This is a genomic window from Cohnella cellulosilytica (genome assembly GCF_042431195.1).
In the GTDB taxonomy this organism is placed as follows: Bacteria; Bacillota; Bacilli; order Paenibacillales; family Paenibacillaceae; genus Cohnella; species Cohnella cellulosilytica.
Genome location: NZ_JBHMDN010000015.1, coordinates 15,514 through 35,487 on the forward strand (window position 1 = coordinate 15,514; position 19,974 = coordinate 35,487).

Below are 19,974 nucleotides of genomic sequence, written 5' to 3' on the forward strand. Positions count from 1 at the left end.
CTCTTCCCCGCCGTCTTCCGGCTGCCGTACGATGGGAACAGTCAAAGGAGGAGCAAAGGATGAGCATCAAACGGATTGAGACGTTTACGACCCGCCAGCTGTCGATCGTGCGGGTGACGGCGGACGACGGCGCGCAGGGCTACGGACAGATCGCGCCCTATCATGCGAACATCTCCGCGCTTGTGCTGCATCAGCAGCTCGCCCCGCGCGCGCTGCATGCGGACGAGGAGCGGATCGAACAGCTGACGGAGGACTGCATCCGGGAGGAGCACAAGTTTCCGGGCTCCTACGTGTGCCGGGCGCTCGGCGGGCTGGAGACGGCGCTGTGGGATTTGAAGGGCAAACGGCTGGGCAAGAGCGTATGCGAGCTGCTGGGCGGAACGCCGCGTCCGGTTCGCGTGTACGGGTCCAGCATGCGGCGCGACATCTCTCCGGAGGACGAGGCGGAAAGGCTGAAGCGCCTGAAGGAACGCCACGGCTTCGGCGCGTTCAAAATTCGCGTCGCCAACAATTTCGGCAACGACGCCGACGTCTATCCGGGACGCACCGAGCGGATCGTGGAGCAGGTGCGCCGGGCGCTGGGCGACGATACGAAGCTGTACGTCGACGCCAACAGCGGCTATACGCCGGGCAAAGCGATCGAGGTCGGCCGGATGCTGGAAAGATTCGGCGTAAGCCAGTTCGAGGAGCCTTGTCCGTATCCGGAGCTGGAGTGGACGAAGCGGGTGGCGGACGCGCTGGACGTGCCGGTATCGGGCGGCGAGCAGGATACCGATCTGGCCCATTTTCGCCGTATGATCGCCATGCGCGCCGTCGATATCGTGCAGCCGGACATCTGCTACATCGGCGGCATCGGCCGTGCGCGCCAGGTGGCCGAGATGGCCCGCGCGGCGGGAATTCCCTGCATGCCGCACGCCGCCAACCTGTCGCTCGTCACCGTATTTACGCTGCACTTGGCCGCGGCTATTCCGAATGCGGGCGAATACGCGGAGTTTACGATCGAGCAGGATGCGTGGACGAAGGAACTGCTGACGTCGCCGCTGATCGTGGCGGACGGAGCCGTGCAGGTGCCCGAGGGACCGGGCTGGGGCGTGGACGTCAATCCCGCATGGCTCGAGCGGGCCGAACATTTCGTCAGCGAGTAGCTCGCCGGAGCGATCCGGCGGCAGAAGGATTTGGAAAGGCGGGAACCTATAGTGAAATCGACGACGGCGATCCGGCCGGGTCAGAGCCTCGCGGTCCGGCCCTCCCTGTGGCGGAATATTGTGCGCCACCGCTGGATGTACGCGTTGGCATTGCCGGGAGCTTTGTATATTCTATTGTTCAAATACGCGCCGATGTGGGGGCTGCTGATCGCTTTTCAGGATTTCAGCCCGTATCAGGGGCTGCTGGCGAGCAAGTGGGTCGGCTTTTCCCATTTTACCGAGCTGTTTGCCAGCCGCAATTTTTACATCATGCTGCGCAATACGCTGGCGATCAATCTTTTCGGCATCGTGTTTATGTTTCCGCTGCCGATTGTGCTGGCCGTCATGCTGAACGAGGTGCGGCACGAGGCGTTCAAGCGGATCAACCAATCGATCGTTTATTTGCCTCATTTTCTGTCCTGGGTCGTGGTGGCGAGCATGACCTTCTTTCTCCTGTCCACCGACGTCGGCATCGTCAACAAGGTGCTGAGCGATTACGGCTTCGAGTCGATCGCGTTCCTGTCGGAGCCCAAGTATTTCTGGGGGCTGCTGACCGCGCAGAGCATGTGGAAGGAGGCCGGCTGGGGCACGATTATCTTCCTTGCCGCGATGGCCGGAGTCGATCCGCAGCGCTATGAAGCGGCGGTCGTGGACGGTGCGTCGCGCTGGCGGCAAATCTGGCACATTACGCTGCCGGCGATTCGTCCGACCATTATCATTCTGCTCATTTTGCGTCTGGGGCACATGGCGGACGTCGGCTTCGAGCAGGTCATTCTGATGACCAATCCGCTTGTGACTTCCGTATCCGAGGTGTTCGACACGTACGTGTATACGGTCGGGATCCTGCGCGGCCAGGTCAGCGTAGGCGTCGCCGTGGGCACGTTCAAGGGCATCGTCGGGCTTGTGCTGGTGCTGGGGTCGAATTACATCGTCAAGAAAATGGGACATGAGGGGATTTATTAGGAGGAATGAGTGTTGTGTCTGCGAAACGCCTGACGCTGTTCGACTATGTCAATTACACGCTGCTCGGCCTCATCTCGCTGGTGAGCCTGTTCCCGTTCGTCTACGTATTCGCGGTGTCGTTTACCGATCCGAAGGTGTACGTGCCGCTGGAATTCCGGCTGTTTCCCGAGAAATGGTCGCTTGCCGCGTACCACTATATTTTATCGACGAACAGCTTCTTGAACGCGCTGAAGAGCACGACGTTCGTCACGCTGATCGGCACGGTGCTGAGTCTGGCCGTCTCGTTCTCCTTCGCTTACGCGCTGACCAAGAAATCGATGCCCGGGCGCAGGCTGCTGCTTGGCGGCGTCATTTTCACCCTGGTGTTCAACGCGGGCATTCTGCCCAACTACTTGCTGATCAAGGAGCTGGGGCTGCTGAATTCGCTCTGGTCGCTGATCTGGTCCGGCCTGACGAGCGCCTGGAGCCTGATCGTGATCAAGAGCTTCCTGGAATCGCTGCCGCCGGAGCTGGAGGAGGCCGGCCGGATCGACGGCTGCACGGACCTCGGCGTCTTCTGGCGGATCGTCATTCCGCTGTCGATGCCGGCGATCGCCACGTTTACGCTGTTTTTCGCCGTCGCTTACTGGAACACCTATTTTAACGCGTTTATTTATTTGTCCGATTCGCACAAATGGACGCTGCAGGTGCTGGTCAAATCGCTGGTCATCGACTCGGATTCGAACGGGGTCGGCGAAGCGGGGGCGGCCGGGGACGACGCGATTTTGCCGCAGGAGACGATCCGTATGGCTTCGATCGTGCTGGCGATGGCTCCGATCCTGCTCGCGTATCCGTTTCTCCAGAAGCATTTCGCCAAAGGGGTTATGCTGGGGTCGGTGAAGGGCTGATCCGAAGCGGGCCCGAACCGGCTGTCCGGGCGGACATCCGATGATGACGGATATATTTAACGAGTTCGAGGCGCAGGCTTCTCTTACGTTAGCGGGAGAGAAGCCTGCGCCTTGCTGCCTTGCTGGCGCTTCGGGGCTCGGGAGACGGCGGGAGGTCGGAAGAACGCCTCCCCGGCAGCGCTGCTGGCCGAGAGGCGCTCTCCCTGGAGGCGGCTTACTCGCCGGGCTCCGTTACGATGGCGGCGACTCCGGTGCGGACGGCCGCGCGGATGACGGCGGCTCGCACTTGCGTGACGACCTGTTCGTTGAAAATGCTCGGAACGATGTAGCGCTCGTGCAGCTCCTCCTCGGTCACGATGCCGGCGATGGCCCGGGCCGCCGCCAGCTTCATCTCGGAGTTGATGACCGAGGCCCGGCAGTCGAGCGCGCCGCGGAATATGCCGGGAAAGCAGAGCACGTTGTTGATCTGGTTCGGGTAGTCGCTGCGCCCGGTAGCCAGCACGCGGACGAGCGGCGCCGCGACGTCCGGATCGATCTCGGGCTCCGGGTTGGCCATCGCGAACACGATCGCGTCGGGAGCCATCCGCCGCAAATCGTTCGCCTGTAGGACGCCGGGGCCGGACACGCCGATGAACACGTCCGCTCCCCGGATCGCTTCGGAGAGCGGGCCGGCTAATCTCCGCGGATTCGTGACGGCGGCGATGCGGTTCAGCGTCGGATTGCCGTAATCGACTCCGGGCACGAGCGCGCCTTCCCGATCGACCGCGATCAGGTCGCGAACGCCCGCCGCCAGCAGCATCTCGGCGCAGGCCGCGCCCGCGGCGCCGATGCCGCAGACGACGACCCGCAGCGAGCCTGTCGATTTGCCGACGAGCCGCAGCGCGTTGATCAATCCGGCCAGAATGACGACGGCCGTGCCGTGCTGATCGTCGTGGAATACGGGGATGTCCAGCTCCTCCTGGAGCCGGCGTTCGATCTCGAAGCAGCGCGGAGAGCCGATGTCCTCGAGGTTGATGCCGCCGAAGCCGGGAGAAATCGCCTTGACGATGCGAACGATCTCGTCCGGGTCCTGCGTCCGCAGGCAGATCGGGAACGCGTTCAGATCGGCGAACTGCTTGAACAGCATCGCCTTGCCTTCCATGACGGGCATCGCCGCTTCGGGGCCGATGTTGCCGAGTCCGAGCACGGCCGATCCGTCGGTGACGACGGCGACTGTGTTGCGCTTGGCCGTCAGCGTGAACGCCTTGGACGGGTCGTCGCGAATCGCCAGGCTGACGCGGGCGACGCCCGGCGTATAGACGCGGGACAGCTCCTCGCGATTGCGGACGGGCGTCGTGGGAACGACCTGGATTTTGCCGCCGAGATGAGCGAGGAAGATGCTGTCGGACTCGTCGATCAGCCGCACTCCCGGCATCGACCGCAGGCGGTCGGCAAGCAGCGGCTGGCTGTCCGGACTGAGCTGCACCGTAACGTCGCGCACGGTCGTATCGCCTCCCGTCCGGACGACGTTGAGGGCGACGACGTCGCCGCCCGCGTCTCCGACGGCGGCGACAACGGCTCCGAACGCGGCGGACGCCGCGGCGATTTCAAGCCGGAAAACAACGGTGGTGGTCGTTCTCGTCATCGTTCCCGAGCCTCCTTCGCTCATTGCGCCGACCGGGCCGCGCGGACCGGATTGGTCAGCGAGCCGATGCCGTCGATCAGGCATTCGACGACGTCGCCCGCGCGCACGAGATCGGCCCCCGCAGGCGTTCCGGTCAAAATGACGTCTCCCGGCGACAAGGTCATGAACGTGCTGATATAGGCAATCATCCGGTCGATCGGCATAATGATGCGTTCCATCGCGCTGTTCTGCTTTTCCGTTCCGTTGACCCGCGCCCGAATGCGCGCGCTGCCGTAATCGAACGACGTCACAAGCACCGGCCCCAGCGGGCAGAAGGTGTCGAACGCTTTGCCGACGGTCCAGTGGCCTTCCGGATGGAACAGGTCCAGCGCGGCGACGTCGTTGGCGATCGTGCAGCCGAAAATATGCGAAGCGGCGTCCTCGGGCCGAATGTCGCGGCAGCGCTTGCCGATGACAACGGCCAGCTCGGACTCGAATTTCACCTCCGACACGCCTTCAGGGACGACAATCGGTTCGTTCGGGCCGATGACGGACGTCTGCGGCTTGAAAAACAAAATCGGCAAATCCGGTACGTCCGGCTTGATCTCGCCTTCGCCGGCGAAGTTTTTGCCGATGCCGATAATATGAGTCGGTTGGAAAGGGGCTTGCAGGACGATATCCGCGACGCTGTGCGTTCGGCCGTTCAGCGTCGGACGATCGAACGGCGTTCCCTCGTATTCTCTGACGGTGTCGCCGTCCAGCACCCCGCTGCGAATGGCGGAATCGGCTGTTGTCGTAAAGCGAATGTAGGTCGTCATACGAATCACTCCTATTTTGTTCGTTATTATGAACAATATTTATTATACGGTACAGAGTGATCGTCCTACATTTCGAGCCGCTTGTCAATGGGGAATGCAAAGGCCGTTCGGGATCAGCTCCCGAGAGACAGCCGCCCGGCCAGCTCGATCATCTCCTGGCGAGCCGCCTCGCGTTTTCCTTCCCAATGGTGAATCGGCATGGAGCAGCTGACCGCGGCCGTCGTGCCGCCGGAGGCGTCGCGAATCGGCGCGGAGACGCAGCAGAAGCCCATAATGCCCTCCTGGATGTCGGTCGCATAGCGATTTTCGACGACGCGCCGCAGCTCCTGGATGAACGATTCGCGCGAGCCGATCGTATGGACGGTAATTTTGGGCAGCGACTCGTCGGGGAACAGGCTGCGGAGCCGCTTCTCGTCCATTCCCGCCAGCAGCGACTTGCCGAGGCCGGTGGCGTGGGCGGGGAAGCGGACGCCGGGGCCGGCGACCATCTGCACGGGTCCGGGGGCTTCCACCTTCGCCAGGTACAGAACGTCGGAGCCTTCCAGCACCGCCAGTTGAACCGATTCCTGAAGCCTGCGCATGACCGGTTCGGCGATTTTGCGGAAGCTCTCGACGAGGCTGTATTGGCGGAAGAACGCGCCGCCGAATCTTCCCAGCGCGCCGCCGATCGCATAGGTGTCGTTGCGGTCCCGGTTGACCCATTGCAGTCTTTCCATCGTCTGAAGCAGGGAATAGAGCGTGCTCTTGCTGATGTCCAGCCGCTTGGCCAGATCGGACAGCTTCCACCGGTACGGCTCGTCGATAAGCTCCGTTAATACGGCATGCGCGCGGTCAAGGGCGGGAACGCTGTATTTTTGATCCATCGATCATCTCTCCTTATTGTCGTTCGTTCGTTATTTTGAACTGATACTGATGCTACCATTGCAGCGGAGGGTCGTCAATCGACGGAGCGGCGCGCGGCGCGGGAATCGGCGATTATTCCTGCGGACGGCAGCGGAGGGAATCGGGGCGAGACAGAGTGACGGTTGACCGGATCGGTCGTAAAATGCTAGAATCGTTCATATTGATAGTCATTGTTCATAATAATGAACTAAATTCATCAACAGTGGAGATATGGAGGAGGAAAACGGATGAGCTATGTAAATATAAACCGTCTGCAGGTGGCTCGGGAGCTCTATGCCTTTGTTAACGAGAAGGTTCTTCCCGGGAGCGGGGTCGGGGAGGAGGCCTTTTGGCGCGGCTTTGACGAGCTCGCGCACGAGCTGGCTCCCCGCAACAAGGCGCTGCTTGAGGAGCGGGACCGGTTGCAACGGCTGATCGACGAATGGCACAGGGCGCACGGAGGCGACTTCGATTTTGCGGAGTACAAGTCGTTCTTGCGGGAGATTGGCTATTTGGAGCCGGACGCTGCGGAGTTCGCGGTGACGACCGACAATGTGGACGACGAAATCGCGCTTCAAGCCGGTCCGCAGCTGGTCGTTCCGGTAAACAATGCGCGTTACGCCTTGAACGCGGCCAACGCGCGGTGGGGCAGTCTGTACGATGCCTTGTACGGAACGGATGCGATCGGAGACGAAGCGGGAGCGGAGCGGACGAAATCTTATAATCCGGTGCGCGGAGAGAAGGTTGTCGCCTTCGCGAAGACGTTTCTCGACGAGACGTTCCCGCTGGACGGGGGCTCGCACCGCGACGCGGTCGCCTACGCGATTCGCGGCGGCCGGCTGCAAGCGGATCTGGCCGGCGGCGCATCTGTCGGGCTGCGGAATCCGGAGCAGTTTGCGGGTTATCAAGGATCGCCCGCATCCCCGGAGTCGGTGCTGCTGCGTCACCACGGCCTGCACGCGGACATTCGGATCGACCGGGACAGCGAGATCGGACGTTCGGACCGCGCGGGTGTCCGGGATGTCGTGCTGGAGGCGGCGCTGACGACGATTATGGACTTCGAGGATTCCGTCGCGGTCGTCGACGCCGAGGACAAGACGGAGGCGTACGGCCATTGGCTCGGCTTGATGAAGGGGAATTTGTCCGCCGACTTCGACAAGGGCGGCCGCCGGGTAACCCGGACGATGAATCCCGACCGCGACTACCTTGCGCCGGAGGGACAGCCGTTCAGCCTGTCCGGACGCTCGCTGCTGTTCGTTCGCAACGTCGGACATCTGATGACGACGAACGCGGTGCTGGACGAGGACGGGAAGGAAATCCCGGAGGGGATTCTGGACGCGGTAATGACGAGCGCGATCGCCAAGCATGCGCTGCTGGGCAACGGCCGGTTCGCTCATTCCCGGAAAGGCTCGATCTATATCGTAAAGCCGAAGATGCACGGCTCGAAGGAGGCCGCGTTCGCCAACGAATTGTTCGACCGCGTGGAGGATCTGCTCGGCTTGCGCCGGCATACGCTGAAAATCGGCGTCATGGACGAGGAGCGGAGAACGTCGGTCAATTTGAAGGCGTGCATCCGGGAGGTCCGGGACAGAGTCGTATTTATCAATACCGGCTTCCTTGATCGTACCGGAGACGAAATTCATACGTCGATGGAAGCGGGAGCGATGATTCGCAAAAACGAAATGAAATCGTCCGTATGGCTGCAGAGCTACGAGCGGTCGAACGTGTTCGCGGGGCTTGATCTCGGCATGCAGGGCAAAGCCCAGATCGGCAAAGGGATGTGGGCGATGCCGGATCTGATGGGCGAGATGCTGAAGCAGAAAATCGCCCATCCCCAGGCGGGAGCGAACACCGCCTGGGTGCCTTCGCCGACGGCCGCCACGCTTCATGCGCTGCATTATCACCAGGTCGACGTGCGCGAGCGGCAAAATCGGCTGAAGGCGGAGTTCGCCGATCTGCGGAACGACATGCTGAGCCTTCCGATCGAGCGGGCTCCGCAGTGGAGCGCCGGGGAGGTTCAGCAGGAGCTGGACAATAACGCGCAGGGCATTCTGGGTTATGTTGTGCGCTGGGTGGAGCAGGGCATCGGCTGCTCCAAGGTGGCCGACATCAACAATGTCGGATTGATGGAGGATCGGGCGACGCTTCGCATCTCCAGCCAGCATATCGCCAACTGGCTGAAGCACGGCATCTGCACCCGGGAGCAGGTCATCGAGACGATGAAGCGAATGGCGGCGGTGGTCGACCGCCAGAATGAGGGGGACCCCGCTTACCGGCCGATGGCTCCGGATTTCGAGACGTCCCTGGCGTTCCAGGCCGCCTGCGAGCTCGTGCTGGAGGGGGCCGTTCAGCCTAACGGCTACACGGAACCGATTTTGTATCGCCGGCGCTTGGAATTCAAGGCAAGGGCGGCTCGGCGGCTATAGTGGAACGATTTTAAGACGAGGCATATTCTTCCTTCGGACGCCGAGGGAAGGATATGCCTCTTGCTTCATTTTCCTATCGGGAGTATAACAGAGAATAGCCACTAACAGACCATGAAGCGGGTGACATCGGATGGAAGTCAATTATTGTTCGGCATGCGGCGGTCCCATGGAGACCAGAGATGTGGACGGCACGCCGAGAAGAGCCTGCACGAAGTGCAGCTTTGTGCATTGGGGCAATTACAGCATCGGCGTGGGCGCGCTTGTCGTGAAAGATGACAAAGTGCTGCTCGTTCGCCGGGCGCAGGAGCCGGGCAAAGGCTATTGGACGAACCCGGGCGGCTACATCGAACAGCTCGAGCCGATCGAGGAGACGATCGTCCGCGAAGTGCGGGAGGAGAGCGGCGTCGAGGCGCGGGTGAAGGGAATCGTCGCGCTGCGCGACCAGCCCAGAAGCATACATAACGTGTACATTGCGTTCGAGATGGATTACGTCGACGGCGAACCGGTTCCGGACGAGGACGAGGTGGATGCCGCCGGATTTTACAGCGTGGAGGAAATGAAGGCGATGAACGTCGCGCCGTTCACGCAATGGCTTGTGGACGTCGCGCTTTATGGCAGCATGGACGGACTGGCAATCGACAAGGCGCCGGTCGTTCCGTTAAACGGCTACGGATTATTTCGAGTCTGAGCGAAGGGCGGCGGATGAAGGATGGGAACGAGGCGATTTCAAGCGGGAAAATCGGAGGCCGGCAGCTCCCGCGAGCGCGTGATCGCAAGGGGAAGTGCTTCTCCGTCGCACGGCGTGCAAGCGGCTCAGATGCTTGAATGGCAGGCGTCGGTCGGCAATCAGGCGACGATGGACATGATGAAAAAGAAGCCATCCGGGCTTCCGGACAACCTGAAGAGCGGGATCGAAAACTTATCCGGCTATTCCATGGACGATGTGAGGGTGCATTACAACTCAAGCCAGCCGGCGCAGCTGAACGCCCATGCGTACGCGCAAGGGAGCGATGCTCACGTTGCTTCCGGCCAGGAGCGGCATTTGCCTCACGAGGCCTGGCACGTCGTGCAGCAAGCGCAAGGGCGGGTTAAACCCGAGATGTGACCGACAATTCGTACCCGGTGAGAAGAGGCTGTCCCCTAAGCGAATCAAGTTGCCGTAAAAGATAATCGATGACCAAGGTGCAAGGGGGATATATCTCCTTCCGCTGCTATACGCTCCCGAAATTTCAGGAGCGTATGAGGCAGTCTCCAGGAGATATATACCCCTTCTTTGTCTATCGATCATCTTAGGGCGTGTATGCAAACCCGCTCAGGGGCGTCTTTCACCGCCTTTTCGCCCCCTGCTGCGTCACTTTTGCTTGACGTACCCCCGGTACGCCTTCACAAAAGTTCCTTGCATGGAACGAAAATTCGGTAAAATCTGCTGTCCTCGGAGTATGCATACACGCCCTAGGCAACTCTGCTTAGGGAACAGCCTCTTTCCGATATCCGCACGGTTGTGTCGTTCGCGCCGAGAACGGATGGAGACGCATCGGCGTTGGCCGCTTTATGAGTTACGGCTTCAAGATCATGAAAACAAACAGGGCCAGGCCCATTGCGGACGCCACGTACAGCAGCGAATTCGCACGCGCGAGGACGTCCCGCTGATCCCCCGGCAATTCGGCCGCGTGCAGGTTCGCTTCGTCGAATACCCATTGGGCGAGCCGTTTCTGCGACGGCGCCACGAAGCCGATCACGACGATTTGAATCAGAACATAGAGGACAAGCGACCCGACTAGCCACAGCTGCGTGAAAGCGCCGTAGTCGTTGAGCGCAATGAGTAAAATTCCCGTTAATACCGCCACAGTGCCCCCGACCTTCGGAAAAAAATCCAACCTCCCCGCCAGCTTCAAAGAGTGCCGCAATTGTTCCGGCGTCTGGTTGGTCCTGACCAGCACATGTCCGAAAAACGTAGGCCCAACCCCGACAATCGCCGACAAAACATGAATCAATACCAACCACTGCATAACCTTCTGTTCTCCTCTCCGGAATCGCCTTTAAGATAATATTTACGGTATCATCGTTCCTCTCAAGCGGTCTATTATCCGAACGTATAATATTCGGTCGGCCGAGGTGCAGCTTCCGCCTTCAAGCCGTCGAACCTGCTCATACTGACCCGTGATATTGATCCGCGGTTAGCGTATCAGGATGCGGCAGTGGATTTTGAATCCAAGTTAAGTTACTCATTGAACAGGTATTGAGATTCGGCAAGAAACTCAGAACGAACAATAAACTCCAAGTCATCTTTAGTGACAGCGGCATACCGAATATAAAACCGAGCACGATTTGTTAGTTCAATCAATTATCCGCAATCAAATATTTAGAAGCTGGATAGTCTTTTTTTTAGACTCACAATGACTAGCTGTGAGTGATTTGCGTGAAATGTATAATTTCAAGAAAAGTGCAAACAATATCAGCCATTAGTTCCCATCATGGCACAGCCCCTGTCAAGGAGGAGATTTGATGAACGAAGTGCTAACTAAGGGCATCCTTATTGAAGAATTGGTTAGAGAAGCGTCACGCTCTCTAGTTGAAAAAGAAAAGCCGGAGAACTTAGTCAGTGGCAGATGCTTCAATGAAACCGATATGCATGTAGTCATCTATGGCCCAAACTATAAAAATGATGGTTTGCATAATTCCTTGTATGTCTTGAAAAGCAAGAGCGCAACACCCAATGATTTTGATTGCGATGGAGTGTACATCCCTCAGGGATTTCAGGCGAAATTTCCCGGTGGAACCATCCTTGACGGACCGTTCGCCGCAAAATACGACAATCTCAAAAGAATTCGAGTCACTTCTTATGAAGGTACTCCAGGATTCCCGACATACACCATACTCACGGCTCCAAACGCCATATTCAAACCCGAAAAATCCGGCTGTAATGACAGTGACAAAGTTTGCTGGCCTATTCCCTCAACCTTCAATGAATTACAAACGTACGGACCCGCTGACGCCCCGACAGCTCCGCTCGAATAAGAATGAGATCGATCAAGCATCGTAAATGCGAAGAGTAATGACAAGGGAGGGTGAGTAAGTGAGCATAGAACTGAACACTACATTCCTGAAACAACAGCGATATCCAGATATGTTGATCCCCTCTCCGATGCCAGAGCAGACTCCAGAAGTGAGAATTGAATCGCCGAAACGGGTTGTATTTCTACTCGGAGGCGAGGAGCGATGGGTGATCGACGAATCACATTTTGGCGGAATTCCGAATCTTACGGTGGATGACTCTATCCCGGACAGGATCCATGTAGAGCTGAATAACGCATTTTTTCCTGGAACCAATCTTTCGGCAAATCTAACCTGTGAAGTGAACTATAGCAACGGTAACCATGTAATGGACTTGAGCCTTGATTTTGGGAAGATCAAAAGTCAGGTTTCGTTGGCTGAATGGTTGGCAGGAGAACATCCAGTTAGTAGTGAATGGGTTGAGTTTGATAAAGATTTGATCTGTAAGCTGGGAAAGCACGGAGAAGTGCTCCTTGATGGGTACGCAGAGATGATGGAGTTTTTCCCTGGATGGGTCTTCCGTCTGAAAGGTCGGGCTATAGCTTGGTTACACTGTTTAGGTGCAACTGTCAAATCAGATCAAATCGTTCTAGGGATGGCAGATCGCCTTCACAAAAGTCTATTTGCAGTGATACCAGCTCGGCGCACCCTATTCTCTTTTCACGGATTAAGGGGAACTTCATCGTTAACCCCTTCAATCACACTACCGGAAGGTTGGCAAGTGGAACCACCTGAATTTACGAATTATCTATATGATGAATTACATTTAGAAACAGCGGTCAATGGAAATGGAAGTAAAGAACAAGCATTTGTTGCCCAGCCAGCTCAAGAAGATAAGAAAGTCTGGACATTTAGACTTCATGGTATGCCAAATCCATTTCTTCTCTTCAATGTACGCTATGCCATGGGTTTTGACGAGAGCACGATGCAAGCTGCACAATTTGGACGTTTCAGCACAGAACCCATCTGGTACCACCTGAGCGGGTGCAGCCTGCTCTTAGGTGACGGACAGGGTTCCAATTTTGTGCTAGTCGCCAGGGACAAACGTATTGAGTCTGCCGTTGTTGCACCAGCCCTGTTATCTTTTGCCGCGCCCCTGAAGGGGATGATTGTAGAGGCAATTCCAGCCAGGCCTTTCAATGTATTAGGTATATATCCGGCAGGAATTGGACGGCATACAGGTTTTGCAAATACAGAAGCATTAGGACTGCCTGCTTTACAAATCGACCCGGAACTCCCATCGCCGATTCTGGCTATGTCGGATCTCACGATTTCATTGCTTCGTCCAAAAGATTTGCTGTCGCTCCGAGTCGCTTTTGTGAACATGTCCTTTCGAGCCGGCGGAGGCAAGCATGCTCATTGGGAACAGGTGTCAGCCAACAAACCTGCCTATCTGATTGTCTATTTCCCCCCGCAACACATCGCGGAGGAAGCATTCCCGGAAGGTCAGTCGTATCCAAACCCACCAGTATCTGTACGCATGGCGGGACCTAGCCGGCTAGCCTTCCGTGTTCCGAGAACAGTGAGCGAGCTTCCGTATGCATTGGAGACGCTTCTCAATTGGAGCAGCTTTGAACAGAGCGTCGTTCCATCGTCCATGCCGTCACCAGTCGCCCCTAACCTTTTACTTAGCCACGTAACAGGATATAACCTAGACGAGACTAACCCTTTGTTGGTACCAGAACTACCAGCGCAAGAAACAGAGGCTCCGAGCGTGGAGCATACGGCAATTGAGGCTCCTTACCGGCTCGTCCTCTCTCCCAACTGGTTTGCAGGATGGAGACATGCAGCTAGACCAATAACTCACGGTGGGATGACCGAGCTCTGGCATACTCGACTAGGGGTGCGAACAAAGGACGGCGTCGATGAACAGGAGACTTCTTTGCGCACCGTGCGTGCAGTCTGGTGCAAGGACAAGGACGAAACAAATCCTTTCCAGATGTCACTGGATGAAAAGGATCGCAAAGATATTGTTATTAACTCTTCGAACCATCTTGAGGCTATCAAAGTTAACAACATGATGCTTTCTTCGCTGGGCGCTTGGTTAAACATCGAGGGGAATTGGCCATATGATCCGACTTCTACACTCCCTAATTTAAGCAATTGGACCCACAGGGCGGCTATGGGACGCGACAACTATGTCAAAACAGTTCGTGAGGGATATCTATTCCCCTTCGGCCATCGTGCGGCCAAGATCACTGTCACCGAGCGCAGATGCGAGCTCTCCCCTTCCCAAGAGATGGTAGCCTATCTCGTATCTTGGATAATTGTGGTCGTTCGCGAGCCTGAACGGTTCTATCCGGCACCTGGCATGCCGAATGAAGGCCGTAATTTCCCTTACAAACGCATTAGGATAAAGACTCTTCAAACACCTCATGTCCAAGTAACACCATGGCTGCAGGTCGACAACCAAGATTTATTATTCCAATTGGAGGGAGAAGACCAAGGAGGTAAATGGACTGAGTTTACCCACGCATTTGCTTTCGTGGAGATAAAGAATGATTCTTCTGATGATGATTTGGTTAAAGACCTCATTGCAGAATATAGTCCATTGCGACAACAACGGTCAATGGATGGGCAAAAGGTATCCTTTGCACCCACGCACCAACCTGGGGACACTGAGTTCGTTACGAATTCCTTAATTTTTGGAGCAGAGATTACCAATGAGTTACCGAAATTCTATCCCCTTATGAGCGCGGCAGACGTCAAGATTCCTGCAGTTGAGCAAATTGCAGGTGCAGATGCAGATGGCAGCGATCTCGACAGTAATGATAAACAATTACTGTTTCAATATGACGACACCTATCTTCAATGGGGGTTGGAAAATAAGGATAACAACCCGGGAGAAGTATTTTTCAAACTGCCTTCCGCTGTTCCAAAGCCTTTCCCAGGAGACAAGGCAGGTGGTATTATTACGCCTGATTTATCCATTAAAGGTCTGTCACGCACTTACGGCCCAGTAGCGGAAAATGCGATTACGAATTGTTTAGATCCGGGACTTATTCTCGGAGAAGCCAAATTGTTGGGTGGAATACTACTCAAAGAGATTGTTAAAGCTGTAAATGTTTCTGAATTTCCAGGCAGTATCCCCCAATTGACCAACCGAGTGATTTATCCGAAGGTAAATGGACACGAAGACAGGAATAAAGCGCCTGAAGCCATTGAGACCCTCTATAGATTGGAGCCCCAAATGCAGTCCGATGCGGATAAGATCTTTGAGGCAACCAAAGATACCTCAATGAAACTCTCTGCCTTGATTTACACCAAACTGACCTCTCCGGAATCTACGTACGATGTCACTGGGGAACTGCGTAATTTCAAGGTTAATCTGATCGGTACTGACCAGACAACTCAATTCCTGACTCTGCATTTCAGCGAATTGACCTTTAAAGCAAGAAGTGGCCAAAAGCCGGTAGTCAGCCCCAAGATCGAAAATGTTGAATTTGGTGGCGCACTGCAATTTGTAACAAGCCTTCAGAATTTCCTGAAGTCTGTTGGGGAGGATTCAGGGATTGATGTTACGCCATCAGGGGTTTCTGTAAGTTCCAGTATGGCAATTCCTAACGTGACACTGGGTATTTTGGCTCTTCAGAACCTGACATTCTTCACTCGCTTTAATCTTCCCTTTGATGGCTCTCCTGCTACTTTTTACTTTGCATTCGCTTCGCGGGAGAATCCCTTCGTGCTTACGGTCGGAACATTCGGAGGCGGTGGCTTTTTCGGCATTATGTTGTCGCTGGACAAAGCTAATCCAATCAAATTGCTTGAAGCCTCCTTTGAATTCGGCGGTAATCAAGCGCTCGATCTAGGAGTGGCTAGTGGCGGGATCTACCTAATGGCGGGCATATACTACAGGATGGAGAATGTCGCCCCAGACAGGCGCATTTGCCAACTCACGGGCTATGTGCGCTGCGGCGGAGTGCTACAAGTACTCGGGTTAGTCACAGTTTCTGCTGAGTTCTATCTTAGTCTAAATTATCGTGACCCTGGTAAAGCATGGGGACAAGCGACGTTGACGGTAAAGATACATTTGCTTCTAACGACCAAGAGTGTGAACCTGACAGTGGAAAAACAGTTCTCAGGCTCTGATGGAGACCCCCTCATCGAAGAAATGATCAATGAAGATGAATGGTATGCATATTGTAGTGCCTTTGCTTAATATAAGGAGGATTCCATATGCTTAAACAGACTGTGCTATGGACGGCCCATCCGAACGGGGTAATAGCTGATCATAAGCCAAGACTACGCCTTTCAGCTGTAGTCTCTCCGAGATTGATGGGTGATGGTACAGAACCAACTCGCCCGGATGGAACTTTGGAGCTTCAGCAATTTCCCGACTTCCTGACTTGGCCGAAAAAAAATCGAGATTTCTCTATTCGCTTTATTAATGGCCCTACGCTGAAGGCAACTGTCGTAAGTACGACTACACCTCGATGGGATTTATGGGGAGTATTGTTTCCAGTGGAAACGTCTGTGCTGCCCTATGTATTTAACCCTGACGAGTTTCACAAGCGACAGATCCGCTCCTATCCTGTTGGCAACATTCTTCGGTTGATCAAACGTATTTATCAAGAGGTGGCCCTAAAACAGCCAACTGAGTACCCACGTTTTGATGAAGAAAAATGGGGATATCTGAAAAATCTTATTCCCACCGAGCGAGCCAAACAAGAAATAGAAAAAATGCTTAGTGAACAATTGGCACTGCCACGAGAATCAATAAAGGGCCGGGATATTGATCAATGGCGAAATGATCTATATCAGTTGCAGCAATTCTATCCGCAACGTGATCCTCAATCCAGAGTAGAGCCTCAAATCCCAACATTGGATTTTCACCAAGTCATCTCGAGTCTCGGAGATTATCCGCTATTGCTCCGTGAATTGGCCCTGGCATTCGATCTAGAAGTGGATTTCGAAGCAGGGATTCCTTTGGTCGGAAGTGTAGCTATCGTACCCAACTGGACATCGACACTAGGCGATAGCATAGACCGGTGCCCCGAGACCCAGTATTCGATCGACCTTGCCCATAACAGCTTTACAGCAGCCCCAGCCAGTTTAGGAATATCAGAAGGATATGTGCAACTTGTCGATAGGCAAATTAATCCTGTAGATGACGTGGAACCTTACTCGGTCATTCAGGTGGATGCGGATAGTACTTCACTTAAGTTTCTGGAATTTGTCCGGAACATTGCGGGGAATCAACAGTTGGATTACTCCACGGGAAGCGCTCTCCCCTCCTTCCGTTCCAATGGCATCTCTATTGTGCATGCGGATCGAGCCTCGGAGCTGTCCCAAACCCTTAATAGCAGCGTCGGACTTAATGCCGACGTCGAGAGTGGAGGAGGTTTACTGTTTGCGGAGCAGTTGGTACGCGGGTATCGCGTCGACGTATGGGATTCTGAGTCCGAAGTTTGGCATTCTTTGTGCCGAAGAGAGGGTAAATATATCTTCGGCAATCATAGGATTAGGCTCACCGACGAGGGGTTTATTTCCATGGGTCTAACAACGGCCGCAGACAAAACTTCGCCAGATTTTTATCTCCATCAGTCACTTTTTACTTGGGGAGGCTGGAGCTTGGTAGCGCCGCGACCCGGTAAGGTCATCGACCCACAGGATGCTGTCGCATCGGCGAGCAATAATGCCAGCAGTAATTTTCAATTGGAGACCCACTTCAAACCTGTTTCAGGATCTCTTCCCAGACTACGATTCGGCCGGACTTATCGATTTCGGATGAGGGCTGTGGATCTGGCCGGCAACAGCAGGAACTGGAATGAAATGCTACCGAAGTCAGTTGCGGACACCGCTCAGACGCGAGATCTGCTCTATAGCCGCTATGAACCTGTGGAATCTCCAGTTGTCGTTCTAAGAAAGGACACTGGTCCAGGTGAGTCGGTACATCATCTGGTCATACGAAGTAATTTCAACTCGTCTGCTGAATCCTATAATGAGCGTCACATTGCGCCACCAAAAGTATCTCAAGTAATGGCGGAACAACACGGATGTTTTGATATTTCGTCAGGTTTGGATCCTAATGCATACCAGCTTATGATCAATAAAGACGGCAGTTTTTCAGAAGAGCCACACGAAGATCCGCAGCTCCGTTTACCCTATTTGCCTGATCCAGTCTCACGGGGGGCCGCGTTTCTAGGACTACCTGGGGCGGGAATTGACCAGACAATAATGATACCATTTTCTACTGAAGGTGACTGGTTCGAGGCACTGCCTTTCCGCTTGCGGCTTGAAGAGGGTACCGAAAAACCTAACTGGGATCCGCACCGCCGATTATTAAAGGTGTATTTGCCAAAGGCAGAAACAGCAACCATCCGTCTAAGCTCCTACCTGTCAGATGAGGATTATAACTTGATGGGAATTCGTCAAATAATAGAAGAAGCGGATCCCGCGCTTGCATCAGCGGCTACTCGCGATTATCTACGAAGGCTAGCGCTTGAAGGCCGACTATGGATGTTAACACCTAACAGAGAACTAACCCTCGTGCATGCTGTTAGGCAGCCACTGATTGAGCCAGTCTTTCAACAAATTGTCCCAAACCGAGAAAAGAGTCAGACCTATGTAACTTTAACGGGCTCCATTGGGATGGATGGAAAGTCAACCGTTAAACTCGATATTAGTGCAAGCTGGCAGGAGCCTGTAGATGCGTTATCCGAGCCCGAATGTATGACGATATCTCATCAAGCTCATGTTAGTGAAATTAAAGTAGACGCCACTACGAACGAAACTACTTTGGACTTGGACCACCGGCATGAATTTGGCGATACCAAGTACCGCCGGGTGACTTATACCGCGGATGCCACGAGTCGGTTTAGTGAGTACTTTCATACTCGTTATGAAGATTGGTGTACGCTAAATCGTTCTCAGGGCACGGAGCTGAGACACACGCGTATCGTTGAGAACACGGAGATTGTGCTTAGCAAAGACAAGAAAATCAAATACGAGCGAAAAAAAGATTATACAATTGATTACGGCAGTGGAACCATTACCCGAACCGCTACTGGCGCTATACGGAAAGGGGAGTCGGTTCATGTTCTGTATTTGTATCTCCCCGGTCCAATTACGCGATCGTCGGAAAGTGTGACTCTGGATATTTATAATTCGGCCCCTCCTGCTTCGCCTAAGGTGCTATATGCCGTTCCCGCGTTTGAATGGGAGCGTGAACACGACATGAACGGAACGAAGATTCATCGAAAGGGTGGCGGATTGCGAATATATCTGGACCGGCCATGGTTCTCATCTGGCGAAGGAGAATTGCTTGGAGTCATTCTCTGGCCCGACCTTACCAGCGCCTCAATTCCAGTATCTTATATTACGCAGTGGGGCAAAGATTGTATCCGAAACAGTGAAACACGAGAATTTCCTTCCCTGCCCCAACTTAAAGATTTCAAGCGAGCAGTTGTTAAGGATACTGTAAATGATTTACAAGAAGTGCCCAACACAGACTTTCATGTGGCGGGCCATACCGTACAATATGACCAAGATAATAAACGTTGGTACTGCAATGTGGATATTAACACTTACAATGAGTATTTTCCTTTTGTTCGTTTGGCGCTGGCACGTTACCAACCTATGTCTTTAAAAGGCGCACACCTCTCACCTGTGGTGTTGATGGATTTTATCCAGACAGCCTCCAACCGACTAGTTACTATCCAAGAGGATCTGGCCGATTCACGCAAGTTAAACGTCAGCCTATCCGGTCCTGCTCCGAGTGGGCCATTAATCGGGGCAGTTGTGGTAAAGCTTGAGACGATGGATCCGCATAAACATGAGCAGGGATGGTTGCCGGTTCCCAACTTTACTTATTATCTGGCGCCAATTGAAAATCCAGAAACATGGATTGGCCAAATTACATTGCCAAGTCCCCGAGGGGACAAACCGTATCGCTTGATCGTATGCGAGTATGAGCGCTATGAAATCGATGGAGACGCCCCCAATGACACTGACACGCGTCTCGTCTGTACGGTAGAATTTGAAATCTGAAGGAAAGCTGCGAGCCTACCCGGCATCGCAGCTTTCTTTATGCATTCTCATGGGGACATTCCAGCCAATGTTGGTTCAATTCTTATCCCTAAATATAGAGTTCGAGTTTATTATCATGAAGGAGTCTAATTTTAATTAATATAACACCGCTCTCTGAAGGCTGCTTTG

13 protein-coding genes are annotated in these 19,974 nt (G+C 54.6%); 9 read left to right on the forward strand and 4 right to left on the reverse strand.

All coding sequences use genetic code 11. The annotated features are described in order from the left end of the window. The first annotated feature begins 59 nt into the window (after positions 1-59). From ACFFT4_RS11290 to ACFFT4_RS11300, 3 genes are read left to right on the forward strand one after another with little or no spacing between them, the layout of a single operon-like run. Positions 60-1,145, forward strand: coding sequence for a mandelate racemase/muconate lactonizing enzyme family protein (locus ACFFT4_RS11290; RefSeq protein ID WP_378047653.1), 1,086 nt, complete (start codon positions 60-62; stop codon positions 1,143-1,145). A gap of 51 nt (positions 1,146-1,196) precedes the next feature. Further along, positions 1,197-2,147: an ABC transporter permease gene (locus ACFFT4_RS11295; protein ID WP_378047655.1), complete on the forward strand. Its 951-nt coding sequence runs from the start codon at positions 1,197-1,199 to the stop codon at positions 2,145-2,147. Between the two features lie 5 nt (positions 2,148-2,152). Further along, positions 2,153-3,034 carry a carbohydrate ABC transporter permease gene (locus tag ACFFT4_RS11300; protein ID WP_378047657.1) on the forward strand — a complete coding sequence of 294 codons (882 nt, stop codon included), beginning with the start codon at positions 2,153-2,155 and terminating at the stop codon, positions 3,032-3,034. A 214-nt stretch (positions 3,035-3,248) separates the two neighbouring features. On the opposite strand, the gene ACFFT4_RS11305 is transcribed toward ACFFT4_RS11300, so the two are convergent. The 3 genes from ACFFT4_RS11305 to ACFFT4_RS11315 form a co-directional block, all read right to left on the reverse strand. Next, complete coding sequence (locus ACFFT4_RS11305) at positions 3,249-4,658, reverse strand: NAD-dependent malic enzyme (RefSeq protein WP_378047658.1); 1,410 nt, start codon at positions 4,656-4,658, stop codon at positions 3,249-3,251. Positions 4,659-4,678: 20 nt separating this feature from the next. Continuing rightward, the gene (locus tag ACFFT4_RS11310; RefSeq protein WP_378047660.1) at positions 4,679-5,455 is read right to left on the reverse strand and encodes a fumarylacetoacetate hydrolase family protein; all 777 of its coding nucleotides are present in this window, start codon (positions 5,453-5,455) and stop codon (positions 4,679-4,681) included. A gap of 113 nt (positions 5,456-5,568) precedes the next feature. Further along, complete coding sequence (locus ACFFT4_RS11315) at positions 5,569-6,318, reverse strand: IclR family transcriptional regulator (protein ID WP_378047662.1); 750 nt, start codon at positions 6,316-6,318, stop codon at positions 5,569-5,571. Between the two features lie 267 nt (positions 6,319-6,585). On the opposite strand from ACFFT4_RS11315, the gene ACFFT4_RS11320 reads away from it, so the two are divergent. The 3 genes from ACFFT4_RS11320 (at position 6,586) to ACFFT4_RS11330 (ending at position 9,868) form a co-directional block, all read left to right on the forward strand. Further along, positions 6,586-8,763 carry a malate synthase G gene (locus ACFFT4_RS11320; protein ID WP_378047664.1) on the forward strand — a complete coding sequence of 726 codons (2,178 nt, stop codon included), beginning with the start codon at positions 6,586-6,588 and terminating at the stop codon, positions 8,761-8,763. Positions 8,764-8,893: 130 nt separating this feature from the next. Further along, positions 8,894-9,451, forward strand: a complete 558-nt coding sequence (locus ACFFT4_RS11325; RefSeq protein ID WP_378047666.1) for an NUDIX domain-containing protein — start codon at positions 8,894-8,896, stop codon at positions 9,449-9,451. A gap of 21 nt (positions 9,452-9,472) precedes the next feature. Continuing rightward, the gene (locus ACFFT4_RS11330) at positions 9,473-9,868 is read left to right on the forward strand and encodes an eCIS core domain-containing protein (RefSeq protein ID WP_378047667.1); all 396 of its coding nucleotides are present in this window, start codon (positions 9,473-9,475) and stop codon (positions 9,866-9,868) included. Between the two features lie 451 nt (positions 9,869-10,319). Here ACFFT4_RS11330 and ACFFT4_RS11335 read toward each other — a convergent pair whose 3' ends face one another. Beyond that, positions 10,320-10,772, reverse strand: coding sequence for a DUF2269 family protein (locus ACFFT4_RS11335; protein ID WP_378047669.1), 453 nt, complete (start codon positions 10,770-10,772; stop codon positions 10,320-10,322). A gap of 496 nt (positions 10,773-11,268) precedes the next feature. Here ACFFT4_RS11335 and ACFFT4_RS11340 point away from each other — a divergent pair, with 496 nt between their 5' ends. The 3 genes from ACFFT4_RS11340 to ACFFT4_RS11350 are packed head-to-tail and all read left to right on the forward strand — an operon-like array spanning position 11,269 to position 19,806. Continuing rightward, complete coding sequence (locus tag ACFFT4_RS11340; protein ID WP_378047670.1) at positions 11,269-11,781, forward strand: hypothetical protein; 513 nt, start codon at positions 11,269-11,271, stop codon at positions 11,779-11,781. A gap of 58 nt (positions 11,782-11,839) precedes the next feature. Beyond that, the gene (locus tag ACFFT4_RS11345) at positions 11,840-15,976 is read left to right on the forward strand and encodes a hypothetical protein (RefSeq protein WP_378047672.1); all 4,137 of its coding nucleotides are present in this window, start codon (positions 11,840-11,842) and stop codon (positions 15,974-15,976) included. 17 nt (positions 15,977-15,993) lie between these two features. After that, entirely contained in the window at positions 15,994-19,806 is a 3,813-nt protein-coding gene (locus tag ACFFT4_RS11350; RefSeq protein ID WP_378047674.1) for a hypothetical protein, read from the forward strand. Positions 19,807-19,974 lie beyond the last annotated feature (168 nt).

Excerpts from the sequence above, each read along its gene's own strand:
- ACFFT4_RS11290 (WP_378047653.1), top strand. The coding sequence starts at position 60 with ATGAGCATCAAACGGATTGAGACGTTTACGACCCGCCAGCTGTCGATC.
- ACFFT4_RS11300 (WP_378047657.1), top strand. The coding sequence starts at position 2,153 with ATGAGTGTTGTGTCTGCGAAACGCCTGACGCTGTTCGACTATGTCAAT.
- ACFFT4_RS11305 (WP_378047658.1), bottom strand. The coding sequence starts at position 4,658 with ATGACGAGAACGACCACCACCGTTGTTTTCCGGCTTGAAATCGCCGCG.
- ACFFT4_RS11310 (WP_378047660.1), bottom strand. The coding sequence starts at position 5,455 with ATGACGACCTACATTCGCTTTACGACAACAGCCGATTCCGCCATTCGC.
- ACFFT4_RS11315 (WP_378047662.1), bottom strand. The coding sequence starts at position 6,318 with ATGGATCAAAAATACAGCGTTCCCGCCCTTGACCGCGCGCATGCCGTA.
- ACFFT4_RS11320 (WP_378047664.1), top strand. The coding sequence starts at position 6,586 with ATGAGCTATGTAAATATAAACCGTCTGCAGGTGGCTCGGGAGCTCTAT.
- ACFFT4_RS11325 (WP_378047666.1), top strand. The coding sequence starts at position 8,894 with ATGGAAGTCAATTATTGTTCGGCATGCGGCGGTCCCATGGAGACCAGA.
- ACFFT4_RS11330 (WP_378047667.1), top strand. The coding sequence starts at position 9,473 with ATGGGAACGAGGCGATTTCAAGCGGGAAAATCGGAGGCCGGCAGCTCC.
- ACFFT4_RS11335 (WP_378047669.1), bottom strand. The coding sequence starts at position 10,772 with ATGCAGTGGTTGGTATTGATTCATGTTTTGTCGGCGATTGTCGGGGTT.
- ACFFT4_RS11340 (WP_378047670.1), top strand. The coding sequence starts at position 11,269 with ATGAACGAAGTGCTAACTAAGGGCATCCTTATTGAAGAATTGGTTAGA.
- ACFFT4_RS11350 (WP_378047674.1), top strand. The coding sequence starts at position 15,994 with ATGCTTAAACAGACTGTGCTATGGACGGCCCATCCGAACGGGGTAATA.